Source organism: Pseudoselenomonas ruminantium (genome assembly GCF_900104055.1).
Taxonomy (GTDB): Bacteria; Bacillota; Negativicutes; order Selenomonadales; family Selenomonadaceae; genus Selenomonas_A; species Selenomonas_A ruminantium_C.
On record NZ_FNJQ01000011.1, the window covers coordinates 36,880 to 59,827 of the forward strand.

General features: G+C 51.4%; 25 protein-coding genes and 2 tRNA genes. 7 read left to right on the plus strand and 20 right to left on the minus strand.

Going from position 1 to position 22,948, the window contains the following annotated elements:
* Nucleotides 1–225: 225 nt before the first annotated feature.
* The 11 genes from BLQ59_RS06365 to BLQ59_RS06415 all read right to left on the minus strand — a co-directional run bounded on the left by BLQ59_RS06365 (nucleotide 226) and on the right by BLQ59_RS06415 (nucleotide 7,825).
* Nucleotides 226–885: a hypothetical protein gene (locus tag BLQ59_RS06365; protein WP_074572056.1), complete on the minus strand. Its 660-nt coding sequence runs from the start codon at nucleotides 883–885 to the stop codon at nucleotides 226–228.
* Between the two features lie 137 nt (nucleotides 886–1,022).
* Nucleotides 1,023–2,198, minus strand: coding sequence for a PucR family transcriptional regulator (locus tag BLQ59_RS06370; RefSeq protein ID WP_074572057.1), 1,176 nt, complete (start codon nucleotides 2,196–2,198; stop codon nucleotides 1,023–1,025).
* On the minus strand, nucleotides 2,185–2,739 hold the full coding sequence (locus BLQ59_RS06375; protein WP_074572058.1) for a 4Fe-4S dicluster domain-containing protein: 555 nt from the start codon (nucleotides 2,737–2,739) through the stop codon (nucleotides 2,185–2,187). Before BLQ59_RS06375 ends, BLQ59_RS06370 begins: the two co-directional genes overlap by 14 nt.
* 208 nt (nucleotides 2,740–2,947) lie before the next feature.
* Nucleotides 2,948–3,024 (minus strand) — tRNA-Arg (locus BLQ59_RS06380).
* A gap of 9 nt (nucleotides 3,025–3,033) precedes the next feature.
* Nucleotides 3,034–3,110 (minus strand) — tRNA-Pro (locus tag BLQ59_RS06385).
* Between the two features lie 54 nt (nucleotides 3,111–3,164).
* Entirely contained in the window at nucleotides 3,165–3,944 is a 780-nt protein-coding gene (locus BLQ59_RS06390; protein ID WP_074572059.1) for a histidinol-phosphatase HisJ family protein, read from the minus strand.
* 34 nt (nucleotides 3,945–3,978) lie between these two features.
* Nucleotides 3,979–4,242, minus strand: coding sequence for a TIGR03905 family TSCPD domain-containing protein (locus BLQ59_RS06395; RefSeq protein WP_074572060.1), 264 nt, complete (start codon nucleotides 4,240–4,242; stop codon nucleotides 3,979–3,981).
* Between the two features lie 21 nt (nucleotides 4,243–4,263).
* Nucleotides 4,264–4,722 (minus strand): hypothetical protein, encoded by a 459-nt coding sequence (locus tag BLQ59_RS06400; protein WP_074572061.1) that lies wholly within the window; start codon nucleotides 4,720–4,722, stop codon nucleotides 4,264–4,266.
* 19 nt (nucleotides 4,723–4,741) lie between these two features.
* Entirely contained in the window at nucleotides 4,742–5,461 is a 720-nt protein-coding gene (locus BLQ59_RS06405; RefSeq protein WP_074572062.1) for a hypothetical protein, read from the minus strand.
* A gap of 166 nt (nucleotides 5,462–5,627) precedes the next feature.
* Nucleotides 5,628–6,272 (minus strand): zinc ribbon domain-containing protein, encoded by a 645-nt coding sequence (locus BLQ59_RS06410; RefSeq protein WP_074572063.1) that lies wholly within the window; start codon nucleotides 6,270–6,272, stop codon nucleotides 5,628–5,630.
* Between the two features lie 206 nt (nucleotides 6,273–6,478).
* Nucleotides 6,479–7,825: an MATE family efflux transporter gene (locus BLQ59_RS06415; protein ID WP_074572064.1), complete on the minus strand. Its 1,347-nt coding sequence runs from the start codon at nucleotides 7,823–7,825 to the stop codon at nucleotides 6,479–6,481.
* A gap of 170 nt (nucleotides 7,826–7,995) precedes the next feature.
* Between BLQ59_RS06415 and BLQ59_RS06420 the strand changes: the two genes are divergently transcribed.
* The 3 genes from BLQ59_RS06420 to nrdG all read left to right on the plus strand — a co-directional run bounded on the left by BLQ59_RS06420 (nucleotide 7,996) and on the right by nrdG (nucleotide 10,077).
* A complete protein-coding gene (locus BLQ59_RS06420) occupies nucleotides 7,996–9,036 on the plus strand; it encodes a mechanosensitive ion channel family protein (protein WP_074572092.1) in 1,041 nt (346 codons plus the stop codon).
* A 257-nt stretch (nucleotides 9,037–9,293) separates the two neighbouring features.
* Nucleotides 9,294–9,581 (plus strand): anaerobic ribonucleoside-triphosphate reductase, encoded by a 288-nt coding sequence (nrdD, locus tag BLQ59_RS06425; protein WP_074572065.1) that lies wholly within the window; start codon nucleotides 9,294–9,296, stop codon nucleotides 9,579–9,581.
* A 1-nt stretch (nucleotide 9,582) separates the two neighbouring features.
* Nucleotides 9,583–10,077 (plus strand): anaerobic ribonucleoside-triphosphate reductase activating protein, encoded by a 495-nt coding sequence (nrdG, locus tag BLQ59_RS06430; protein ID WP_074572066.1) that lies wholly within the window; start codon nucleotides 9,583–9,585, stop codon nucleotides 10,075–10,077.
* A gap of 41 nt (nucleotides 10,078–10,118) precedes the next feature.
* Here nrdG and BLQ59_RS06435 read toward each other — a convergent pair whose 3' ends face one another.
* Nucleotides 10,119–10,535: a universal stress protein gene (locus BLQ59_RS06435; RefSeq protein WP_014425619.1), complete on the minus strand. Its 417-nt coding sequence runs from the start codon at nucleotides 10,533–10,535 to the stop codon at nucleotides 10,119–10,121.
* Nucleotides 10,536–10,554: 19 nt separating this feature from the next.
* Complete coding sequence (locus BLQ59_RS06440; protein ID WP_074572067.1) at nucleotides 10,555–10,983, minus strand: universal stress protein; 429 nt, start codon at nucleotides 10,981–10,983, stop codon at nucleotides 10,555–10,557.
* Nucleotides 10,984–11,173: 190 nt separating this feature from the next.
* On the opposite strand from BLQ59_RS06440, the gene ilvA reads away from it, so the two are divergent.
* Both ilvA and BLQ59_RS15980 read left to right on the plus strand, forming a co-directional pair.
* Nucleotides 11,174–12,424 carry a threonine ammonia-lyase gene (ilvA, locus tag BLQ59_RS06445; protein WP_014425621.1) on the plus strand — a complete coding sequence of 417 codons (1,251 nt, stop codon included), beginning with the start codon at nucleotides 11,174–11,176 and terminating at the stop codon, nucleotides 12,422–12,424.
* A gap of 200 nt (nucleotides 12,425–12,624) precedes the next feature.
* Nucleotides 12,625–13,398: a PBECR4 domain-containing protein gene (locus BLQ59_RS15980; RefSeq protein ID WP_074572068.1), complete on the plus strand. Its 774-nt coding sequence runs from the start codon at nucleotides 12,625–12,627 to the stop codon at nucleotides 13,396–13,398.
* A gap of 91 nt (nucleotides 13,399–13,489) precedes the next feature.
* On the opposite strand, the gene BLQ59_RS15985 is transcribed toward BLQ59_RS15980, so the two are convergent.
* Nucleotides 13,490–15,559 carry a flagellin N-terminal helical domain-containing protein gene (locus BLQ59_RS15985; RefSeq protein WP_081342477.1) on the minus strand — a complete coding sequence of 690 codons (2,070 nt, stop codon included), beginning with the start codon at nucleotides 15,557–15,559 and terminating at the stop codon, nucleotides 13,490–13,492.
* Nucleotides 15,560–15,586: 27 nt separating this feature from the next.
* Nucleotides 15,587–15,862: a helix-turn-helix domain-containing protein gene (locus BLQ59_RS06470; RefSeq protein WP_074572069.1), complete on the minus strand. Its 276-nt coding sequence runs from the start codon at nucleotides 15,860–15,862 to the stop codon at nucleotides 15,587–15,589.
* Between the two features lie 229 nt (nucleotides 15,863–16,091).
* Between BLQ59_RS06470 and BLQ59_RS06475 the strand changes: the two genes are divergently transcribed.
* Nucleotides 16,092–16,460: a helix-turn-helix domain-containing protein gene (locus BLQ59_RS06475; protein WP_074572070.1), complete on the plus strand. Its 369-nt coding sequence runs from the start codon at nucleotides 16,092–16,094 to the stop codon at nucleotides 16,458–16,460.
* 31 nt (nucleotides 16,461–16,491) lie between these two features.
* A complete protein-coding gene (locus BLQ59_RS06480; protein WP_074572071.1) occupies nucleotides 16,492–16,956 on the plus strand; it encodes a low molecular weight protein-tyrosine-phosphatase in 465 nt (154 codons plus the stop codon).
* Here BLQ59_RS06480 and BLQ59_RS06485 read toward each other — a convergent pair.
* The 5 genes from BLQ59_RS06485 to BLQ59_RS06505 form a co-directional block, all read right to left on the minus strand.
* Nucleotides 16,934–17,779 (minus strand): MurR/RpiR family transcriptional regulator, encoded by an 846-nt coding sequence (locus tag BLQ59_RS06485; protein WP_074572072.1) that lies wholly within the window; start codon nucleotides 17,777–17,779, stop codon nucleotides 16,934–16,936. The two genes, BLQ59_RS06480 and BLQ59_RS06485, sit on opposite strands and share 23 nt — an antisense overlap.
* Before the next feature lie 97 nt (nucleotides 17,780–17,876).
* On the minus strand, nucleotides 17,877–19,193 hold the full coding sequence (locus BLQ59_RS06490) for a gluconate:H+ symporter (RefSeq protein WP_074572073.1): 1,317 nt from the start codon (nucleotides 19,191–19,193) through the stop codon (nucleotides 17,877–17,879).
* Nucleotides 19,194–19,230: 37 nt separating this feature from the next.
* Nucleotides 19,231–20,643, minus strand: a complete 1,413-nt coding sequence (gene gnd, locus BLQ59_RS06495) for a decarboxylating NADP(+)-dependent phosphogluconate dehydrogenase (protein WP_074572074.1) — start codon at nucleotides 20,641–20,643, stop codon at nucleotides 19,231–19,233.
* A gap of 9 nt (nucleotides 20,644–20,652) precedes the next feature.
* Complete coding sequence (locus BLQ59_RS06500; protein WP_074572075.1) at nucleotides 20,653–22,209, minus strand: gluconokinase; 1,557 nt, start codon at nucleotides 22,207–22,209, stop codon at nucleotides 20,653–20,655.
* Nucleotides 22,210–22,381: 172 nt separating this feature from the next.
* Nucleotides 22,382–22,909, minus strand: a complete 528-nt coding sequence (locus tag BLQ59_RS06505; protein ID WP_074572076.1) for an ECF transporter S component — start codon at nucleotides 22,907–22,909, stop codon at nucleotides 22,382–22,384.
* Between the last annotated feature and the right edge of the window lie 39 nt (nucleotides 22,910–22,948).

The following is a 22,948-nucleotide window of genomic DNA, read 5'->3' on the forward strand; positions in this document are numbered from 1 at the left end:
TTCTCCATTCTATCATGAAAAACGGGGGATTTCTGCTACAAATGTTACTAACTCTGTGGATAAATGTGGATAACTTATCATTTTCGCCACAGGTTATCCACAGAATTCACAGGTTTATACACAAGCTATCTGTGGATAACCGTGTCAAGTCATAATTTTCCCTTTGCACTGCTTTCTTCCATAAAAAAGCGGCCGCTATTTCCACACAGCGGCCGCTTCAGAATCTCATTCATCCATTTTAGCGGTTTGTTTCACGCCCATCTCTTCATACAACTTGTTGAAGCGATTGGTGATCTCATCATGGGTATCCTTGGTGATCTGAGGCATGTCATCCTGTCCCATCTCATCCTTCCAAACGATACCAGCCTGTTTGAACCCTTCTTCTACTGCGGCCTGCATCTGCTGCAGTTTTTCCGGATCGCCGCCGGCAATGGCCGTTGCCATGTCCATGATGCGGGATGCAACGCTATCCACAGAATAAGCGCCGCCTTCGCCAATGGCCTCCGCTGCTTCTTCCGGCGTGGTCCCTACTGGCGGCAAGGCAAATTTGTCCGTGCCGAACAGGATACCGTCAAAGTTCAGCTTGCCGATACCTTCATCAAGATACCCTTGCAGCTTGGCATTCTGCTCGGTAAGCGTCTTGATCATCAACTGATAGCTCTTGTTAATGCCATCCTGCAATGCATCGACCTGCTCACTGGTGAGTTTGTCCAATGCCGTGGAAGCTTTCTTGGCTTCAGCAGAGATATCCACCGAAAAAGCCTCGTTAGTAGTAGTTGTGGTTTCCTTCGTCGCTTCATTCGTGGTAGTGGTGGTGCTCTTCGTATAGCTGGCCTTCACCGCTGCAGTCTGTTGCGACAAAGAAGAAATCGTATTGACATCCATGTTCATCTTCCTCCTTTATCCATGAACCAAAAATGCAGATAAGGTTCCTATTTACATTATCGGTGAAAACCACGGAAAAAGCAAGCATTATTTAAAGATTTGCGCGACTTTTTTCATTTGTTCAACCATATTCTTTTTTACAGCGTATGCCGTACGATCCGCAAGGCCTGACAGGCCACATAAAGCCGGCATAATAGATCCGCCCGGTTAAGGCTCACCCCCATCACCGTTTCCACTTTCTTCAGCCGGTTGCGCATGGTGTTGGCATGGATAAACAGTTTTTCCGCCGCCTGGCTCAGGGACTCACCTTCCTGAAAGTAAATCTCCAGCGTATGCAAAAGCTCTGTGCCGTTCTGGCTGTCATACGCCATCAGCGTCCCCAGGGTTTCCTGCGCAAAGTCATCCAATTCCTCCGTACGGATATGGGATAAGAGCTTCAAGACACCCAAATCTTCATAGCAGGTGATGCCATTTTCCGGCTGGCGGAAACGCCCCAGGCTGAGGGCCTGCCGGGCCTCCTGAAAGCTGCGGCAGATTTCCGCCACCGAATAATGCAGCCGGCCAATGCCCACAGAAAATGGCGGGATTGCAGGAAATGCCTGCTTGATCTGTGCCATAGCACCAGTCATGATCTCTGCCAGCTCACTCTGGCTGCGAGGCGGCGTACGGGATTCCTCAAAGAGAATGACCAACTGCATCCGCAGGAGCATCAGGATTGGCTGGACAAACCGGGCCGAAAGCACCCGTGTCCATTCCTTGTCCAGTTCGGCCAGCAGAATTTCCTGCTTATCCCCCTGCAATGGCCGGTCAAACTCCACGACCACCACATGATGCGGCCTGTCCAGGCGCATATTCCAGTTTTTCCCCATCTCGATGACTTCATCTGAGGAAGCAAAATTATGATAAAGGACATCATAGAGGAACTGCTCCCGATGCCTGCGCACCATGGCATTGATCTCCCCCTCATGCCAAAGCAGGAAGGTCAGCTGCAAGCTCAGCTCCAGAAACAGACAGTACGCATTTTCCGTCATATCCGCCTGCGGGCAGTCTGCCGCCAGCCAACCCCAAAGCTGCTTATTCTGCACCAGCGGCCGCACCGTAAGCCCCGTAAATGGCGCAAAATCCTGCTGCTGCAAAGCCTGCCGCTTGCGCCGCAGCAGGGACAGGCTCTCCTCACGAACCCCGGGAGTTGCTCCCCGCAAGTCCCCCAACCTGTCCAGCAGCACCATTTCCAGCCCTGTATAGCCATGAACTACCCTCAGCTTGCCTGCAATATCTTCTGCCTGCCAAAGTTCTTCCTTATCTTTTTCCATCTCGATCCTCCCGCCAAAAACAAAGCGGCTGCCGGGCCTTGATAAACTTCAAGGACGGCTGCGTATAACGCACCAGCGGATAATCCTGCCACCCGATGCCCTCTCCTTCGATATTGCAAAGGCGCAGTGCCTCCACGGGACAAGCCTCCACGCATTGCGGCTGCCTGCCCGCTGCCAATCGCTCCTGACACATATCACACTTAGCTGCCTTCCCCGTATGCGGGAGAAGCCGCGGCGCATGGAACGGACAGGCACCGACACAGCGCCCGCAGCCGATACACTTGGCACTGTTATGCAGAACGATGCCATCACGGCGCTTTTCATAACAGCCCATAGGACACACCCGCATACACTCCGGCGAAGTACAATGATTGCAGGACATGGATAAAAAACCCTGTTCCCGCCGGTCACCATCCCACTCATCCACATGACGGAACGCCCGCGGCAAATCCGGATGCTTATGCTGGCAGGCCTTCTCACAAGCCCGGCAGCCCACACACCGGGACAAGTCAACCTGAAACCCCAGCTGCTGCGGCTCCATAAAAAAATCCCCCTTTGCGCACCTACTTTACTATATGATACCACAAGGAAGAATTTTTTCACCTGCTAATTTTAGCGGATAACAAAGGATTTCCCCCATCCCCCTTCCATTCTATGATTAATAGCTACAAGAGCCCCAGCATGCTATAATATGGTCTGCCAAAATACAAAAAAGGGTTCCAGCTAAACGCTGAAACCCTTGAATTTACTGGTGCGTCAGGAGGGATTCGAACCCCCGACCCACGGCTTAGAAGGCCGTTGCTCTATCCAACTGAGCTACTGACGCGATTTGAGATGGTCGGGATGACAGGATTCGAACCTGCGACATCCTGCTCCCAAAGCAGGCGCGCTACCAAACTGCGCTACATCCCGCAAATCACTTGTCTATTATAGCGAAAAAACATATCCCTGTCAAATAATTTTTCTTTAACGCAGACAATTCACCATGCGCTGCTGACAGAAGGTCACGGGCATCAGGCCAATGCTTTCCGCAAAATCGCAGGCCAGCTGCATATGTGCTCCGATGGCATCAGCACCATGGGCATCGGAACCGAGGGTGACAAAGTGACCGCCCATTTCCTTGTAGCGGCGATAGACAGGCTCCAGCTTTTCCAGTGCTTCCCTATCTCCCAGACGGCGGGTGTTTAACTCCATGACCGTATCCGTCACGATGGCTGTCCTGAGTACCGCATCGATTTCATCGGCGAAATCCTCATAAACGATATCCGGATCTTCATAGGGCGCATAGCGGCAGATATAGTCGATATGTCCCAGAGTATTAGCAAAGCTATGGGCTTTGAGATTCTCCGCCATCTGTACGAAGTAGCGGTGATAAGCTTCCTGTTTGTCCTTGCCTTCATAATAATCCGGATAGTAGATATCGATATCGTCCACCAGATGCTGAGAGCAGATGATCATATCGAAGGGCACCCGCCGGGAAAATTCCTCGCTGAAATCACGGGTGCTGGCGCGCATGCCGATTTCCACGCCCAAGCGCAGGTTATCCCCCCGCAGGCGGCTGTAAGCCTGCCAATAGGCATGGGGTGCAAAGGAGAAGGCCTTGCCATCCTTGGCCGTGAAATTGGCATCCAGATGTTCGGTGAAAACCAGGCCGATTCCCTGTTTCTCTGCCACGGCCAGAGCCTCTGCCGCCTTCATTTCCGAGTCGGCCGAAAACTCCGTATGAATATGACTGTCAAATAACATAGATTCACTCTTTCCAAATCACTCAGGGATAAACTCAGCCAGCCTGCTGCGCCTCGTAAGCTTCCCGCAGGGCAATGGCCAGCTGATCCGGGCAGGACGTAGGACGCGGGCCGCAGGTATTGCCTGCGAAACGTTCAATCACATGGTCAATATCCATGCCCACGACGAGTTTGGCAATGCCGGACAGATTGCCGGCACAACCGCCTTCGAACTTCACGGACTTGATAATCTTGCCATCCAGCTCCACTGTGATTTTCCGGCTGCAGGTTCCCTGGGTTTTGTATTCGTATATGCTCATTATGCTCTCCTGAATCTTATTTTATTTCTTGGGTGCAGGCTTTGCCTTATCCTGTGGTTTCTGAGGGGCCTGCTGTTTCTGCTTGATTGGCTGCAGGGCAAAGTTCAGCATATTGCCCTTCTGGTCAAAGATGAATACGCAGCGCACAATCGGTTCTTTTTCAAAGGACATGAGGTACATCATCTGGCATTGGTCAAGGACTGTCCAGCTGACAAAGCGTGCTCCCTTGAATTTGCCCAGATTCTTGGCCATCTCCTTGCTCACGTCCGTAATCTTTTTCGCCGTGATTTCCTTCTGTGCTTCGCTGCTCATCAGCTTCAGGGCATCGGTCGGTTTGTTTTTCACCAGCATGACATCCGTCCAGGCTGCCACTTTGGCCTGCTGGGCCGACATCATCTCGGCCTCTGGCGTAGCGGCCATCGCCATCGCGGAAAAACTCATCATCGCACCTAAGACCAGTGCCACAACTTTCTTCTTCATCGTCATCACCTCATCAAGATTACAGGACGACGTCTATTACCACGCCATCCTTCGTATAAACATAAATGCTCTTGCCGTTATGGTTGAATACGTACTGCTTGAGATTCTGGCCTTCGCCCTGGGTGACATTCACCCGGACGGGTTCCCCCATAGCGGCTGTTATATTATCTTCGCTGTCACCGGGGTGAATTCCTCCATATTTTCCCTGACTTAATTTTTCCGCATGCTTCTTGGCGTTTTCCTTGTCCAGTTTCGCCTCTTTGGCCGCTTCCTCATTCATGGAGATGATCAGGCGCTGGAACGGCACGATCTTGTCGGCCAATTTGCCCTTATACCCCTGCGGCATGTCCTGGACGATGGACAAGAGCTTGCGGTCCCCCGCCACATCCTTGTTGGTCATATGCCCCCGATAGGTGGCCACCTGGTTCATGGCTTCAGCATAGGCCAAAAGTACCGGCGCGTCCGGACAGGCCCCGTCCAGAGAAGCCACGACCTGTTCATCGTCAAAGTCCCGCAGCAGCTTCACCGCCTCTTCCGTCTTTTCCCGGTCCGGATGGGCAAAATTCAGCTGATTGAGGATATTCACGGCCTGTTCATAGCGGCGCGTCATGTTCTCTTTCTGATCCCGGTCAAAATTGGAAACCGTGCTCTCCTTCGCGCGGCCGTCCATTTCCTGATAGCCCCGGATGCCGCCGATCGCCCCCACGGCCACCGCCAGGCAGACAAACAATATGGTCATCTTTATTCTCCGGTGCCGGAAGCTGCTGAAAGCCAACAGCAATAACAGCACAGGACAGACTAACAACAAACAGAGTGAGTATACTGACATGAAATTCCCCCTAAATATCTTGCAATAACTTCCTTATAAATTATAACAAAGCCTTCCCCTGGGGGGAAGGCTTTATTTATCCTTGTACCTTATATTCCCGGAAAGAGGTGATGGTCCCGTTGGTGATGCCGACGATCAGCTCCCTGATGATCTGCGGATCGGAATAATCCAGCGGCAGGAAGCAATGGTCAGCCAGATTATAATAGCTGCGCACTTCATTCTCCACCCCGCGGATATCGGCCTCCAGCTGAGCCTTGCGCCGCTCATAGGCCTTGCCGGCCTGGATATAGCCGATGCTCGTCACTCCGAGCCACACCGCAAAGAAAAAGGTCCAGGGCACGGACGGGAAAAAGCCCGTGAGGATCAGGTAGAAGAACAACGTCGCCAGACAGCCGCCCAACGTATAATTGGCCAGCCTCGGCTCATCGTTCTGGGATTGCATCAGCCAGAGATCGCCCAAGGTGGCATATTTCCCCCGGATATGCGAAAAATATCCCTGCAGGCGGTTCAGCTCTCCAATCAGCCGTTCCTTATCGCCCGGCACTTCCGCCAGCTCATGCAGCCCGACCAGCGTCGGTATATTTGCCCGGATGTCTTCCGCCGTGCTGTCTCCAGCAAAGGTGTTCAGCAGGTCATCACTGCTGAGCTCTGCCGGCTCACCGCAAAAGGTACAAACCTTCGCTCCCGTTTCGACTATACAGCCGCATTTCTTACAAATCATTGTTCTTCCTCCTTTCTCACCACATATCAATCCTTTTGATATATATCGGCGAATTTAACCAATGATTCAGCGTTCAGATAAAATTTTTTTGATACTAGTATTCATTCGTGACAAAAAGAAAAATCCCTGCCGCAACAGAGATTTTCCTGCACATTTGTTACACTTTTAATGTAGTTTTAATCTAAATCACGAAATTTCTGTTATGTTTACACCCGAATCAGCTTGATATGTCCCCGGCAGTAACGATAGAGGATGCCGATAAAGATGCCCGTGATCAGCCAGCTCACCGGATAGCAGGCCATCAGCGTGCCATAGGTGGGACTGGCGGGGAACAGCGTATAGAGCCAGGTGATGCGCACGCCGCAGATGCCCACCAGCGCGAGCAGTGCCGGCGGCAGCGAAAAGCCATAGCCGCGCAGTGCCCCGGACAGCACATCGATGAATACCTGCAGGAACTGCGGTGCCACAATGTACCAGAAGCGGATGATGCCCAGCTCCACCACGGTCTCGTCCGCATTGAAGATCGCAAAAAACTCCCGCGCAAACACGATGACAATCGTGGCCATGCAAAGCGTACACGCAATATCCAGCAGCAAGCCTACCTTGGTAATCGCAAAGCAGCGCGGCAGATTGCCCGCCCCATAATTCTGGCTCACGAAGGTCGTCGTCGCCTGCGCAAAGGCATTCAGGAAGCAGTAGACATTGACCTCGATGGCAAAGGCCGCCGCTGAAGCCGCCATAGCATCCGGCCCCAGACTGTTCACCGCCGCCTGGATGAGGATGTTGGAAAAGGAAAAGACCATGCCCTGAATCCCGGCGGGCAGGCCGATGGCTGCAATCTCCCGCAGCATTTTCCGGTCAAAGGCAAAATCCTTGAACTGCAGACGCAGGATATCCTGCGAATGCGTGAGGGACCAAAAGAGGATAAAGGAACTTACCCCCATGGCGATGATCGTGCCCAAGGCCACGCCCATAACGCCCCAGCCCCAGCTCACGAAGAGCAGGTCCAGCGCGATATTGACCACACTGGCTGCTGCCAGCGCCACGAGCGGCGTGCGGGTATCGCCCCTGGCCCTCAGGATGGCCGCTTCAAAGTTATAGATACCGATAAAGGGCAAGCCGAGCAGATACACCCGCAGATAGGTTTCCGCCATTCCCTCCACTTCCGCCGGCACTTCCAACCAGTCAATGATGGGGGCAGCGAGGATTTCTCCTACTGCCAGCAGCAGGAAACCTGTGAGTATAGCCAGCGCAAAGGAAGTCTGCACCGCTGCGCCCACCTTTTCCGGCTTTTTCGCCCCGATAAAACGGGCGATGATCACATTTGCCCCCAGCGACAGCCCCATGAACAGATTGACCAATATCCCAATCACCGAAATATTATTGCCCACCGCGGCCATGGCGTTCTTACCCACGAACTGCCCGAGCACCGCCACATCTGCCGCATTGAACAGCTGCTGCAGTACGCCCGTCAGGGCCAATGGTATGGCAAAGATGATCAGCTTATCCCAAAATGAGCCATGAAGCATGTCCATGTCCCGTGTGTTTAACATGTATTTCACCTCATAAACCTTACCTAAATCGTAAACACGTCGAGGAATTATTATAACGCTAATGGTCGGATTTTACCATAGGAAATATAGCAAAATCTAATTCTCCTGATGTATAATAGAAGATATTGTGAACACACAAGGGAGGAATTACTTTGCCGAATACAGACTGGATGAGCTGGATTGACTGGACTCATCTCCTAGAAATGCTGATTGTGCCCTTTTGTATCCTGATTGCCGCCCTGACCGCCGGCATCACCCTGAACCGCATGATCAAGAAACGGGTGCTGAACCGGCTGGCCAGCGACGAAACCAACTGGCAGAACATCTTCATCAACGCCCTGCAGGGCGTGCCCATCTCCTTCTGTCTCGTGGTGGGACTCTACTGGATCGTCAATACCATCGACATCATCGAACCGTTGGTCAAGATCTTTTCCTATATATTATTCACGGTGATCATCCTGACCATCACCCGGGTTATCGCCCGCACGATCAGCGGCGTCATCGATATGCAGATTGAGCGTTCCCAGCAGAAGATGCCCAAGACCACGCTCTTGAATGCCATCGTCAACGGCATCATCTATGCCATGGGCATCCTCGTCGTGCTGCAATACTACGGCATCTCCATCGCCCCGATTCTCACCGCTTTGGGTGTTGGTGGTATGGCCGTGGCGCTGGCCCTGCAGGAAACCCTGGCCAATATCTTCTCCGGCCTGCATCTGATTCTCTCCAAACAGCTGCGGCTCGGCGATTACGTCCATCTGAGCTCCGGTGAGGAAGGCCGCGTCACGGACATCACCTGGCGTTTCACCACCATCGTCCCCGTAGGCGAGGGCAATATGGTCGTCATCCCGAATCAGAAGATTGCCTCCTCCATCATCACTAACTACAGCATGCCCCGCCACGACATCCTGATCAAGATTCCCGTGGGCGTGGCCTATAACAGCGATTTGGAAAAGGTCGAGGAAGTAACTCTTGACGTTGCCCGGCAGGTGCTGACACAGCTCAACGAGCGCCTGGACAAAGACCGCCAGCCCGCCGTGCGCTTCTACAACTTCGGCGACAGCAGCATCGACTTCAACGTCCTGCTGCACTCCGCCCGCTTCGACAACCAATTCCTGCTCAAGCACGAATTCATCAAGGCCCTGACCGCCCGCTACCGCGAAGAAGGAATCGAAATCCCCTTCCCGATCCGGACCATTGTACAGCAATAAGAAAAGTACAGGTAGAACCTTCCAATTATCCACAAATTGCCAAGCCGGTAATTTGTGGATAACTTTTTTTCGGCCCATTTTACAAGGTTTGCCGCCCCTTTCCTTTGTGGATAACCCCGTGCATAAACAACTACATCTAGTATTTCTATTGACTAACAGCCATACATATTGTATAATTTCCTTACATTCACCACCAATGGTGGTTCAAACGGACGCCCCCCTGACGGGTACAATAAATAAAAGGATAGGTGATTATCATGATGGTAAATGATGTAGCAGTAACTGTCGATGGTCTCAGTGATGTAACGGAGGCAGAGATTGCCCAGTACATTGGCTATGTGGAAGAGCAGACCAACGAAAAACTGAATGAGCTGACGCTGACTCCGGCTGCTGACGGCCAGATTCATCTGGACTATGTACTGCAGCCCCAGAAATTCGAGCGCATCCGCCGCATCACCGGTTACCTGGTCGGTACCATCGACCGTTGGAATGATGCCAAGCGCGCCGAAGAACATGATCGCGTAAAGCATACCGTCATGCACTGATATGAGGATTCGCATTGCAGGTATCGTGGATGAATCCATCGTCGATGGCGATGGCCTGCGGCTCACAGTCTTCACACAGGGCTGCCCGCACCATTGCCCCGGCTGCCATAATCCCGCCACACACCCTGCCACCGGCGGCAGGGATGCCGATACCGATGAGATTCTCTCCCTCATCGACGCCAATCCCCTGCTCGACGGCATCACCTTCAGCGGCGGCGAGCCCTTCCTGCAGCCTGCTCCCCTGACAAAACTAGCCCGCCAGGCCCATGCCCGCGGGCTTGATGTATGGAGCTACACCGGCTTCACGCTGGAAGACCTGCTATCCAGGAACAATCCCGCCATCGATGCTTTATTGAAGGAAATCGATGTGCTGGTAGATGGCCGTTACGAGGAGAAACTGCGGGATCTGACACTGAACTTCCGTGGCTCTGCCAATCAAAGAGTCATCGATATGAACGCCTATCGCAAAACCGGCATCATAAAAACCCTATACTAAAAAAGCCGACCAGACTTTTGAGCTGGTCGGCTTTTTGCTGTTCATTTCACAACCAGAACAGGGCATTTTGCCTGTTCCACGATATACTGGCTGACACTGCCCAGCAGTACGCCCTTCACGATTCCCAGGCCACGACTGCCCATGATGATCAGGTCAATATCATTCGAGGCTGCAAAATCCAGGATCACTACGGCCGGCGAGCCGGTTTCGGAATAAGCTTCCTTCTCGATTCCGGAGGGTACCATTTCCATGGCCCGGTCCAAGATCACATTGCCAGCCTTCGTGACTGCTTCGAGAATGGCATCAGACAGGCAGGCATTGATGGCCAGCTGATTGATATTGGCCACATAGAGGAAGTTCAGCTTTGCCTCGCAGATCTCTGCCATGGCAATGGCCTCTGCTACCGCACGGTCCGAACCTTCCGAACCATCTACCGGCACAAGAATATTTTTCATCATCAAGATTACCCCCTCAAAATCATTTAACCACCATTACAGCCGTTTGGGCCCGCTCCACCAATTCCTGACTGACACTGCCGGCAAAGAAGCCTTCCACGACGCCTAAGCCCCGGCCGCCGGTCACGATGAGATCCGGCAGGCTTTCCTCAGCAAATTGCAGGATTTCCTCCACCGGCATCCCCGTACGACAGTGGTATTCATACTTGAAATTCTCCGGCATACACCGCTTGATCATGGCCTGCGTCGCCACCTCATCGCTGCGCACATCCCCGACGACATCATCCGGCAGCCAGGTATCCTCCTGTGCATCCGTTTCGCTGGTGAAATACGTCACATGCAGGACATCCAACCTGGCCTCCATCTCCTCAGCCAGATTGATGGCGAACTTCAGCGCCCGGCTGGAAGTATCCGACGCGTCCACCGGCACCAAAATACGGGATAACTTCATCTAAACATACCTCCCCGTAATACGATATACTTAATATTTCGCGCCTGCCCCAATAAAATCCTGCCCTAGCCGCATAAAATACATTGACATTTCTCAGCGGATAGTGATACACTAAATAGAACACTTTATTAGAAATAAATGCCTAAAAATCAAATATGTGTAAACAGAGAGTATCAAAGGAGGCCCACCCATGTCCAAAGAAAAAGCCAGCCGCCCCAATAATGCCGAGATCGTCGCCCAAACCACCATCGCCGGAGTCTATCAAGCCGCCCGCAACTTAGAAGGCGTAGCGAAAAAGACACGCCTGATCGAAAGCGACTTCTTCTCAGAACTGTCCGGCAACCAGGTCTTCTTGAAACCCGAAAACCTCCAGCATACGGGCGCCTTCAAGCTGCGCGGTGCTTACAATAAAATCAGCCAGCTCACGCCCGAAGAACGCGCCAAGGGCGTCATCACCTCGTCCGCCGGCAACCATGCCCAGGGCGTGGCCTTTGCGGCGCAGAAGCTCGGCGTCAAGGCCGTGATCTGCATGCCCGCCACCACGCCAATCCTCAAAGTCGAAGGCACGAAAGCCTTGGGCGCAGAAGTCGTGCTGCATGGTGACGGCTTTGACGACGCCTATGCCTACAGCCTCGAACTGCAGAAACAGCATGGCTATGTCTACATCCATCCCTTCAACGACCTGCAGGTGCTCTTAGGCCAGGGCACCACGGCTCTGGAAATCATCGATGCCTGCAAGGATATCGATGCCATCCTCGTGCCCATCGGCGGCGGCGGCTTCGCTTCCGGCGTGGCGCTGGCCACCAAGCTCGTCAATCCCGATATCAAGGTCATCGGCGTGGAACCAGAAAATGCCGCCTGCATGAAGGCCGCCCTTGCCAAGGGAAAAGTCACGACGCTCAAATCCGCCGACACCGTAGCCGATGGCTGCGCCGTCAAGACCGCCGGCACGCTGACCTACGAATTCTGCAAGAAATACCTCGACGACATCATCACCGTTTCCGAAATGGAAATCATGGGCGCCCTGCTGTCGCTTATCGAAAAGCACAAGCTCATTGCCGAAGGCGCTGGCGTCCTGTCGCTGGCCGCCCTTTCCAAGCTCCCGTTCAAGGGCAAGAAAGTAGCCGCCATCGTGAGCGGCGGCAATATCGATATTTCCACGATTTCTGCCCTGATTGAGAAGGCCAAGATTGCCCGTGGCCGCGTCTTCTGCTTCGGCGTCCTGCTGCCGGACAAACCCGGCCAGCTTTTAAACGTTTCCCGCATCCTCGCCGAAGAGAACGCCAACGTCATCGAACTCAACCACAACCAGTCCAAGGTCACCAACAGCTTCAAGAAAGTAGTCCTCGAAGTCACCTGCGAGACCAATAACGAAGAACACATCCAGCGCATTGTCAAGGCACTGCACGATAACGGATATGAACTAGAACGGATTTACTGATTGAGATTCTTCCCTTGACCTTCTACCACTGTATTGCTATAATCAAAGTATAGAGAACTGGCAACACAGAGTGTCAGTATGGGCTAGGACTCCAAGAAGCGTGTCAGGAAGCGGGACTTGGATAGCTCCATGAAGGGTTTGGCCGTGTAACCTCAACCTGACTAGATGCACCTCGTTGTGCAGACAGAAAAACGGCCAAATTGCAGAAAAAGCTCTCGGCTTCTCACCAAGAGCTTTTTTTGTTTGCATTAAGAAATCAAGGAATAACCATTGCTATGAGTACCGATATTTTAAGAGATGCTGCTTCTACCTTCCTTCACCTGACCAACTACGAATATCACATTATATTGGGCAGAAAAATGAAGCAAACGCATTTAACCATCAGATTCCTGCCAGATAATTTTTACCATTTAGCAGGTCTGCAAAAACTAAAATCTGCCTATCCATTCCAGAACCTAGCTCATGATAAGGTATTTCGACAAATACTTTCACAGAAAATAACTGCTAATGATATTTCCAAGGACAAAGCCTTCCCACTCATAAGTGACCGCTTAAAAGTATTAGCACACCTTGATACTATACTGGATAGCAATTTTTCCAACTTTTTTCGCTATGACAAGAATAAAATCCCTTTTTATTCCGCACTTTCTGCAGATTATATCGTGAAGGGAACCACACCACAAAGCATCATTACTTTTGCCACCTTCGTAAATAACAATAATGTATTTTATGGAAACTCCATATTTCCATTAAGCAATTTTGATTATTCAAAAGGACAGATGCAATATACTGTCCTGCTAAAGGAAAAACTTAATCTAAAGACCAATGAAGTAACAACATTGTTCCATCATAAAAAATACCATCTTGATGAAATACCAAACGCCGAAACCATCAAAGCTATGAAGGAAGTAAACACGTGCACAGACCTTGTTGGCCCATTTCATGCTATCGATGATTTAATGGATGAACTCTGATACATCCTCAAACTGACAACTATAGCAATCAATTCTAAAAATAAGAGCACTGCAGCCAGCAGTGCTCTTTATTTTCTCTCACAGCTAGCACCTATTGCAACAGTCTCAATACTGCTCCCCTGTTTTGATTAGCCTGTGCCAGCATGGCTTGGGATGTTTGCGTTAGGATATTGTCCTTAACATAATTCATCATGGATTGAGCCATATCGGCATCGCGGATAACGCTCTCCGCACTGGTGACATTTTCTTCGGCTGTCGTGTTGTTGTCTATGGTATATTGCAGTTTCTTTTGGTATGCCCCCATACGGGTTATTTCATTCAAGGCATAGTCCAAAGCTTCATCCAGCTTGCCCATAGCTTCCCGTGCTTTTTCCATGGGATCAATAACCACATCGTTCAGCCCCATAGCCTTGGTGTGCATATTGTTGATATACACCCGCAAATGCTGATTTTGCTTTGGCCCATAATGGATAATCAAAGGATTCCCCTCAACGCGCCGCCCCTTATGCCCCTGCTCGTTATCGTCGGGATTATGTGGGGCAGGTTCTGGTGGGTCAGGTTCCGGCGGGTCGGGTTCTGGCGGGTCAGGTTCTGGTGGGTCGGGTTCCGGCGGATCGGGTTCTGGCGGGTCAGGTTCTGGTGGGTCGGGTTCCGGCGGATCGGGTTCTGGCGGGTCAGGTTCTGGTGGGTCAGGTTCTGGTGGGTCGGGTTCCGGCGGATCGGGTTGTATTTGTGCTTCTTCTTCCCCTCCACCACTAAGACTCCCTATTCCACCATTATATACTATCATAGGCAGATCTATTTTTAAGAAACTATAGTTACCAGTATTTTCATCCTTAAAAAAAGTCACACCATGATATTCTGCTAACATTAAATTTTTATCAGATTCATTTCTAATACCATTTGCAGCATTAGCTGCCTTTATCCCTTTAAATATATTTTCTAAAACCTCCTCCTGCGTACAAGGTTCCGAACCTATACCCACAACATAAACTTGTGCACCTCTATAAAGTCCTTGATATGATGGATCTGACCTATAGAGTACCCCCGTTCCAGCTTCTCTGCCAGTTTCTAATTTTATCCCCACATACTGAAGACAACCCGGACACAAAATCGTTACACTTTGATTATTCAAATCAGACGGGTAATTTAATGCACGCCCTTCTTTAGTAGCTCTGCTAAAATCTAAATCAGCTTTATAATATGACGCCCCCTGTGAGATATCTACATTATTTTGTGATATTATCATCTGGTCAGAACCGTTTGTATAAAAATAACATGGAGTATATGTATATGTGCCTGTTTTCAAATAAACTGTTTGACCATTTTGTGGCATATTTCTAACTGTATATTCTGATGTCCCGCTTGCTGTTCTTTTATATAATGGTGGCTTAAAAGTACCATTTGAAGTTATTACCATTCTTGTATTCGACCCCAACGAAAAATAATCCAAAGCTTGCTCAGGACTATAACCTGTTATCCCCCAAGCAGATGTCCCCAAAGGCGATGTCGGAAACAAATTCTGAATACTGTTTTCAACTACTGGTGTATTGGGTTCCAATTTAGGCACATCACTAGCACTATTAAGTAATATCTTCGTTTTTGTCAACTGTGGCTTTCCCCAAACAGAATTAAAACTAGCCGACTGATTTTTGTCAAGTTTGAACGATGTCATTAATGTATTGGTTTGCGTGTCCCAATTTTCAGCGGTTATACCATCATACTCCTTGTACCAATACCGTCCATCCATCAAAATTTTACCATTGTAATTGGTAGTCGCCGCAATATTATCAATCCCTGCCATACGCGAAGCAAACTCTTTTTGCAGTATTGCCCGATCTGCATCACTATTATGCTCGTTGGCTGAATCAATGGCCATAGCCTTCATATCTCTTAGTTGGTCAACTATGTTTTGCATTCCTTCTTCGGCAATCTTTACAAGATCTATCCCTTTCTTGGCATTTTCAATATCCTGTCCCAAGGAGCGAATCATCACCCTCATCTTCTCAGAGACAGCATACTCCGCCGCACCATCCCCAGCACCATTTATCTTCATCCCACTGGATACTTTTTGTAAATCTTTCGATAATTTATTGGAATTTTTGTCATTTTCATGGAGCGCCTGCATAGCCGCTCCATTATTCATGATGACCATAGACATGATGACGCTCCACCTTCCCGTGATCCCCTACATATCGGTATATGGTTTGTAACTCCACATATTCTTTTCCAATCCCGTAAATGTTGTCAGCAATGACGGATCGATTTCCAAGCCCTCGGCAATGTCCAACAGCATGGCGATTGATATATTTTCTCCGTACTTGCCCCGTTCGATACGACTCAGGGTGCTTTGACTGATATGTATCTTATCCGCCAGTTGGCTCTGCTCCATGCCGTACAGTGTGCGATAATATGCGATTTTTGCTCCGATCTGCCGATAGAAAATATCCCGACGAATCCCCAAAACCTTCACCTCTTTAACTTTTGCCTACTATTATTATCGCATTTAATAACCGGTTAGTTTGGCATATAGTCGCCGTATTGTGTCAAATATATTCATCTTTACCAAATAGTGATTTGAGTTATTATTAAATTATATTATAGTGTTTTTCACTGAGCATTGCAAGATATTTACTTTTTAATTATTGATTTTCACTATATAATTTTCTATACTTTTATCTAGGAGGGATTATATGAGCATCGGCTATCGCTTAAAGACAATCCGCAAGGCACTCGACCTGAACCAAACAGATTTCGGCGCCCGCATCAATCTAAGCCAGACAACCATCGGCCAATACGAAAAAGAGACACGTCCCATTACAGAACGTGTCATTTCCCAGCTTGTCGCTGAATATAATATCAATGAAGAATACCTGCGCCATGGCACAGGGGAGATGTTTGTAAGCCACCGTGCCGACCTGGTATCGGAACTGGCCCAAAAACTGCAGCTCTCCGAACGGGAACAGCAGCTTCTGCTTGCCTATTCCACCTTTCCTGCTGAACAGCGCGCGATGGTACTCGATTTTGCCCGTGATTTATTCAAGAAAATGCAGGAGAGTTAAGTTAAGAAAAAGAAGTTGGAAGGAGCAAACGATGAAAAAAATACTTTTTTTATGTCATGGCAATATCTGCCGTTCGACAATGGCCGAGTTTGTCATGAAGGAACTCGTGCGTCAGGCCGGAAAGGAAACGGAAATCCTCGTGGATTCCAAAGCATGCCGCACCGATGAGATTGGCAGTGACACGCACCCGGGCACGAAAGCCGCCCTCACCGCCCATAACATCCCCTTCACCAAGCGAAAAGCCCGCCAGATCCAGCGGGCTGATTACGATGTTTATGATTACCTTGTCGCCATGGATGACGAAAACATGCGCGACCTGATGCGCATGACCGGTAATGATCCGCAAGGCAAATGCCACCTGCTTCTCTCCTATGCCGGTGAATCCCGCGAAGTTGCCGATCCTTGGTACACAGGCAACTTCGAAGTGACCTATCAGGATGTGGACAAAGGCTGCCGGGCATTGTTGCAGCAACTTACAGACGGCGAGCGGCAATAACTTCACGCATCTTCTGCAAGTTGGCATGGTACTGCTCCGGCATTTTCATGGCCAGGCAGGTGTAGAGGATATCGCCGATGGCCATATGCACCAGACGGGAGGCCGCCGCTTCCGATCGGTAATGGACTTCCCGCCCCATGCCCACGAGGGCAATATCTGCACTGCGCGCTAATTCCGATTGGGCATAACTCGTAATGGCGATGACCTTCGCCCCATTCTGGCGGGCTATGCGCAAAGATTCCAGAATATCCTTGTTAGCGCCCGTATGAGAAACAGCAATCACCACATCGCAGGCATCCAGCAGTGCGGCTGAGGTCACCTGCATATGCACATCGCTGAAGGCCTGCACAGCCATGCCAAAGCGCAGCAGGCGCGTTTCCATGTCCTGGCAGACCGTGGCGGAATTGCCAAAGCCATAAATGGCCACCCGGCGGGCCGACTTCAATAAATCCACGGCTGCTGCAATCAGGGAAAAATCCAGGATCTTCAGGGTATCCTGCAGACCGTCGGTGATGTTGCGGAAAATCTTGCCCGCCACAGCTGCCTCATCATCATTCTTATGAATGTCCTGATAGGTCTGCTCCCCTGCCGCTGACAATTCCGAGGCCAAAGCAATCTTCAGCCCCTGCAGGCCGCTGAACCCCAGCTTCTTGCAAAAGCGGGAAATGGTGATTTCCGAGTTGGCGGTGTTTTTGGCGATTTCCGCCACCGTCTGCCCCATGATTTCATCCTTATGGCCGGTGATATAATCGGCTATTTTTTTTTCCGACTTGGTCAGATCTTCATAAGCGCTGCGCAAAATCGGTAATACCTGTTCCTTCATATCATTCCTCTTTTCTAACATCCTTCATGGATATTATACATGATTTTTTCCTATGTAAAAAGCCTTCCAGCAACGGAAGGCTTTTTACATCAGGATGTCAGATGATTGCTTCGAGAACCAGGACGCCGGCCAGGCCCATCACGGAAATGATGGTTTCCAACACGCACCAGGTGCGCACGGTCTGCTTGACGGTCAGGCCAAAGAATTCTTTGAAGAGCCAGAAGCCGGGATCATTCGGGGGACTGAAAATCAGGCTGCCAGCACCTGTAGCCAGCACCATGAGTTCAGGATTCACGCCGGTCACGGCCACCACAGGTGCGGCGATACCGCCGGCTGTCAGGGCGGCTACGGTTGCACTGCCGCAGGCCGTACGGATCACTGCTGCCACCGTCCACGCCAGCAGCAGGGGGGATAACTGGGACTTGGCGGCAATCTCACCGATGTAATTGCCAACGCCGCTGTCGATGAGAATCTGCTTCAGGGCACCACCGCCGCCCACGATCAGGAGAATCATGGCGATGGTCAGCACGGCGCTTTCGCAGATCTTCATGATTTCCGGAATGGATTTGCCCTGCCGCAGGCCAAAGGTGTAGATGGCCGTAGCCACAGCGATGGTCAAAGCCATATCCGGCGTGCCCAGAAAAGTCAGCCACTGATAGAGGGATGATGCGGGAGCCAACGTCAACTTGGCGATGGCCGAAGCGGCCATCAATACGACCGGGACCATAGCGGTGAACACGGAGATGCCAAAACCGGGCATCTCGTTATCCGCAAAAACCTTGCTGCTCTGCATGCCCTCGGGCACTTCCGGCTGGATATGCTTCGTGGTATTGGCAAAGACGGGACCGGCCACGATGGCCGTGGGGATGGCAATGATCGCACCATAAAGCAGGGTCAGTCCGATATCGGCATTATAGATGATGGAAATCGCCGTAGGGCCGGGATGTGGCGGCAGGAAACCATGGGTCACGGATAACGCCGCCGCCATGGGGATGCCTACTTCAAGCAGGGGAATCTTTGCCGCCGTGGCTATGGTGAAGACCAGGGGAATCAGCAGTACGAAGCCGATTTCATAGAACAGGGCAATGCCGACGATGAAGCCGGTCAAGGCCACAGCCCATTTGACCCAGCGGCGGCCAAATACGTCAATCAGCGTGGTGGCAATGCGCTGAGCACCGCCACTTTCTGCCATGAGCTTGCCCAGCATAGCGCCGAAGGACACGACGATGGCCAGGCCCCCCAGGGTTCCGCCCAGGCCTTTTTCAATCACGGGAATGATCTGGCCCTCAGGCAGCCCTTCGGCATAGCCCACCAGACCGGCAACCAGCAGCAAGGCCAAAAAGCTGTTGAGCCGTACCTTCACAATCAGGAAAAACAAAAAGAGAATACCAACTGCCAAAATGATAAGCGGCATAATCATAGACCTCCCTTGTCAGATATGAATGCGAATTTTAGAAATTTTTCTTCCATTCATGGTGGAATGAACCTTCCGCATCGATACGCTTGAACGTATGCGCCCCGAAATAATCCCGCTGGGCCTGAATCAGGTTCGCCCCCAAATGCGTGCCACGCAGGGCATCGATGTATTCCACTGCACAGGCCAGCGCCGGCACGGGGATCCCCCGCTGTACGGCACTTGCCACCGTCTGCCGCAGTGCTGTGAGATTGTCATTGACCTTCCCGGCGAAAAAGTCATCCTGCAGCAGATTGTCCAGCTGTGGCCGAGCCGTAAAGGCCGCCGTGATCCGACTCAGGAAATCTGCCTGAATGATGCACCCTGCCCGGAAGATGGCCGCAATCTGCCCCAAGTCCAACTGCCAGCCATAATGATCTGCCGCCGAACGATAGAGAGCAAAGCCCTGAGCATAAGCGGCAATCTTGCCCAAATACAGGCTCTGACGTACCATTTCCACGAAGTCACCGTCCGCCTTTTTATCCACACAGGCAGACTGGATGATGCTGCCCAGAGCCTGCCGTTCGGCCAGCAGATTGGACATTACCCGGGCATTGCAGGCCGCCGTGATCAGGGAAGTATTCACGCCCTGCCGCAGGGCCTCGATACTGGTCCAACGCCCAGTTCCCTTCTGTCCGGCACTGTCCACAATCTTATCCAACAGCTGCCCGCCCGCCTCATCATCTTCAGCGAAGATATCGGCGGTGATGCCAATCAGGAAGCTTTTGAGTTCCCCTTGGTTCCACTGATGGAAAATCTCAGCAATCTCCTTATTGCTGCAGCCCCCGGCGTATTTCAGCAACAGGTAGGCTTCCGCAATCAGCTGCATATCGGCATATTCGATACCGTTATGCACCATCTTCACATAATGTCCGGCACCATCCGTGCCGATATAACTGCAGCAGGGCTGACCATCCGCCTGAGCCGCCACTGCCTCATAGATGGGGCGCACATATTCGTAAGCAGCTTTATCGCCCCCCGGCATGATGCATGGGCCTCTGCGGGCACCATTTTCCCCGCCGGAAATCCCGACCCCGAAATAATGGATGCCGGATTGCTGCAGTTTTTCCTGCCGTCGCCGGGTATCCCCAAAGTAAGAATTGCCCCCATCGAGAATCATATCGCCCGGTTCCAAAAGCGGCGTAAGTTGCTCAATCATGGAATCCACCGGGGCCCCCGCCATAATCAGCAGCATGATGCGGCGGGGCTTCTGCAGGGAATCTACAAACTCCTGCAGATTGAAAAAGCCATGCATATGCTCATGGGGATGCTCCCGCAATACTTTTTCCGTCAAATCCGGCGTATAATTGTAGCAAGCTACATCAAAACCATGATCTGCCATATTGAGGGCCAGATTGCTCCCCATCACGGCCATGCCGACCATGCCGATATCCATTTTCTTCTCCATCATCCTGCCTCCTTATGCCTGTGCCTTCTGAAATGCTGCGATAGCCGCCAGTTCCGGCTGCAGCTTCCAATACAGCTGGTCATAGATCTGATAAAGTTCCTGATAAACTTTGACATCCTCCTTGTCCGGACGGATTATGCGCTTGGGCTTGACCAAATCCCGGGTTGCGCCGATACCTGTCAGTTCATGGCTGGCAATAAAGCCCAGCACTGCTGCCCCAAAGGCTGCGCCCTCGCTGTTGTCGGGCAGGATCAGTTCTTCATTGAGCACGCTGGCCAGAATCTGCAGCCAGAGTTCCGACTTCGTGAAGCTGCCACTGACCCGGATATCCTTGATTTCCCCAAAATCCCGCAGGGCCAGCATCACCGCATTCATGCTGTAGGCAATGCCCTCCATGCAGGCGCGAATCATATGGGAACGGCTGTGGTTCAGCGACAGGCCAAAAAACATGCCCCGCAATTCCGAATTCCAGTATGGTGCCCGTTCCCCGGTAAAGCTCGGCAGCATGACGAGACCGTCAGCTCCGGCCGCCACATGAGCTGCCTTCATGGTCATGAGGTCGTACCCATCCACATCGAGATTCTCCAGATGATGGGGGGTATAGTGGCAAACCTTGTCCCTTACCCAACGCAAGATCATGCCGCCATTGTTGATGGCTCCGCCGGCCACCCACATATCATCCACGAGATTGTAGCACCAGGTACGCATCTTCTTATCCGTCAAGGGTTTGTCCGTCAGCATCCGCAACGCACCGCTGGTACCGATTGTGGCACTCAGCTGACCTGGCTGCACGGCTCCGATGCCTACATTGACCAGCACGCCGTCCGTTGCGCCGATAACCACCGGCAGGCCTGCGGGCAGCCCCATGGCACCGGCCGCACTATCCTGCAGCTTCTCCATATGGGTCGTGGAAACCACAGGCGGCAACTGGGACTTTTTCAGGCCTGCATAAGCGAGGATCTCCTCATCCCAATCCATCTGCGCTTCATTGTAGAGGCCACTGGTGCTGGCCGCCGAATGGTCAATCAGCCATTTTCCCGTCAGTCCGTAAAAGATGTAATCCTTCAATGAACCCACATAACGCATCTGCCGGAACATATCCGGATGATTCTTCCGCAGCCAGAGGATTTTGGCCAACGGATAGGATGCATGGATGGGGCAGCCGGTCTTCTCATAAAAACGGCGGCATAAACCTTCGTCTGCCTTCATCTCCCGCACGATTTCCGCGCTACGGCTGTCGGCCCAGGTCTGCATATCCATCAGCGGCTGATAATTGCCGTCCAGCCCGGCAAAACTGTGCATGACCGTGCTTAGAGAAAGGCCCGCCAGCTGGCGGCTCTTGTACCGCAGGTCTGCCGCAGCCTTGCCGACCACCTCCTGAATTGCCGCAAAGATCTGCGCCGGATTTTCCTCCGCCCAGTCCGGATGCGGTGTCAGCAATGGATAAAAAGCCTCTGCTGCCGCGACTTTCCGACCGGTAATATCATAGGCGATAGCACGAACCCCGGTGGTTCCCACATCAATACCGATCCAAACAGCTTCCTGACGATATTGAATATTCACTATCATCACTCCTTATATAAAATGTTAGTTATCTTTCAATCGCAAACTCATTATAACACGACCAACTATCATTTGCAAGTATATATACAATAGTTTATTTTATTTTTGATATAAACATATCATTATAGAACCAAAAAAGAGCTGCTATTTTTTTAGCAGCCCTTCAATACCTATGAAATCACAGACGGCTTTGCAGCAGCTTCTCCAACGGTTTGATGACCGCATAGAAGGCCAGGATATTGACTGCGCCCTCAGCCAGAAGTCCCGGTGCCGAAGCCAAGCCGGCCTCAATGCTGTCATAGAGCACCGCACCAAAAGCCGTATAACCTGCCGCCATCACGAGGCAGGCCAGAATCAAGGCCAGCAAAGTGCGGGGCGCGGTAACAAAGTCCTTACCCGATAATTTTGCTGCGTGCAGAAAGGTTTCGGCCATAGCCCATTTGATCACCAGCGTCGGCCCTATCCACAGGGGAAAACCGCCCACGAGGTCCGCCAGCATGGAACCCAGGCAGGCCGCAGCCAAAGCTTCCCGGCGCCAGCCCAGACAAAGCAGCACGAAGATTCCCGCATCCCCCAGATGCGCATATCCCAGAGGTATGGGAATCTTCGGGACAAAAGTCAACAAGAACACCCAAGCCGTCATGACTGCCGTGAGCGTAAGATCCCGCGCCGTCCAGCGGCTTTTTTCCATATGTAATGCATGCATGATAACTCCCCCTTTAGCAAATATGAACATATTGTAACA

Excerpts from the sequence above, each read along its gene's own strand:
- BLQ59_RS06415 (WP_074572064.1), bottom strand. The coding sequence starts at position 7,825 with ATGTTAAACACACGGGACATGGACATGCTTCATGGCTCATTTTGGGAT.
- BLQ59_RS06375 (WP_074572058.1), bottom strand. The coding sequence starts at position 2,739 with ATGGAGCCGCAGCAGCTGGGGTTTCAGGTTGACTTGTCCCGGTGTGTG.
- nrdG (WP_074572066.1), top strand. The coding sequence starts at position 9,583 with ATGAGGATTCGCATTGCAGGTATCGTGGATGAATCCATCGTCGATGGC.
- BLQ59_RS06365 (WP_074572056.1), bottom strand. The coding sequence starts at position 885 with ATGGATGTCAATACGATTTCTTCTTTGTCGCAACAGACTGCAGCGGTG.
- BLQ59_RS06410 (WP_074572063.1), bottom strand. The coding sequence starts at position 6,272 with ATGATTTGTAAGAAATGCGGCTGTATAGTCGAAACGGGAGCGAAGGTT.
- BLQ59_RS06405 (WP_074572062.1), bottom strand. The coding sequence starts at position 5,461 with ATGACCATATTGTTTGTCTGCCTGGCGGTGGCCGTGGGGGCGATCGGC.
- BLQ59_RS06390 (WP_074572059.1), bottom strand. The coding sequence starts at position 3,944 with ATGTTATTTGACAGTCATATTCATACGGAGTTTTCGGCCGACTCGGAA.
- BLQ59_RS06480 (WP_074572071.1), top strand. The coding sequence starts at position 16,492 with ATGAAAAAAATACTTTTTTTATGTCATGGCAATATCTGCCGTTCGACA.
- BLQ59_RS06485 (WP_074572072.1), bottom strand. The coding sequence starts at position 17,779 with ATGAAGGAACAGGTATTACCGATTTTGCGCAGCGCTTATGAAGATCTG.
- BLQ59_RS15985 (WP_081342477.1), bottom strand. The coding sequence starts at position 15,559 with ATGTCTATGGTCATCATGAATAATGGAGCGGCTATGCAGGCGCTCCAT.
- BLQ59_RS06435 (WP_014425619.1), bottom strand. The coding sequence starts at position 10,535 with ATGATGAAAAATATTCTTGTGCCGGTAGATGGTTCGGAAGGTTCGGAC.
- BLQ59_RS06475 (WP_074572070.1), top strand. The coding sequence starts at position 16,092 with ATGAGCATCGGCTATCGCTTAAAGACAATCCGCAAGGCACTCGACCTG.
- nrdD (WP_074572065.1), top strand. The coding sequence starts at position 9,294 with ATGATGGTAAATGATGTAGCAGTAACTGTCGATGGTCTCAGTGATGTA.
- BLQ59_RS06490 (WP_074572073.1), bottom strand. The coding sequence starts at position 19,193 with ATGCCGCTTATCATTTTGGCAGTTGGTATTCTCTTTTTGTTTTTCCTG.
- ilvA (WP_014425621.1), top strand. The coding sequence starts at position 11,174 with ATGTCCAAAGAAAAAGCCAGCCGCCCCAATAATGCCGAGATCGTCGCC.
- gnd (WP_074572074.1), bottom strand. The coding sequence starts at position 20,643 with ATGATGGAGAAGAAAATGGATATCGGCATGGTCGGCATGGCCGTGATG.
- BLQ59_RS06370 (WP_074572057.1), bottom strand. The coding sequence starts at position 2,198 with ATGGAAAAAGATAAGGAAGAACTTTGGCAGGCAGAAGATATTGCAGGC.
- BLQ59_RS06420 (WP_074572092.1), top strand. The coding sequence starts at position 7,996 with ATGAGCTGGATTGACTGGACTCATCTCCTAGAAATGCTGATTGTGCCC.
- BLQ59_RS06400 (WP_074572061.1), bottom strand. The coding sequence starts at position 4,722 with ATGAAGAAGAAAGTTGTGGCACTGGTCTTAGGTGCGATGATGAGTTTT.
- BLQ59_RS06500 (WP_074572075.1), bottom strand. The coding sequence starts at position 22,209 with ATGATAGTGAATATTCAATATCGTCAGGAAGCTGTTTGGATCGGTATT.
- BLQ59_RS06505 (WP_074572076.1), bottom strand. The coding sequence starts at position 22,909 with ATGCATGCATTACATATGGAAAAAAGCCGCTGGACGGCGCGGGATCTT.
- BLQ59_RS06395 (WP_074572060.1), bottom strand. The coding sequence starts at position 4,242 with ATGAGCATATACGAATACAAAACCCAGGGAACCTGCAGCCGGAAAATC.
- BLQ59_RS06440 (WP_074572067.1), bottom strand. The coding sequence starts at position 10,983 with ATGAAGTTATCCCGTATTTTGGTGCCGGTGGACGCGTCGGATACTTCC.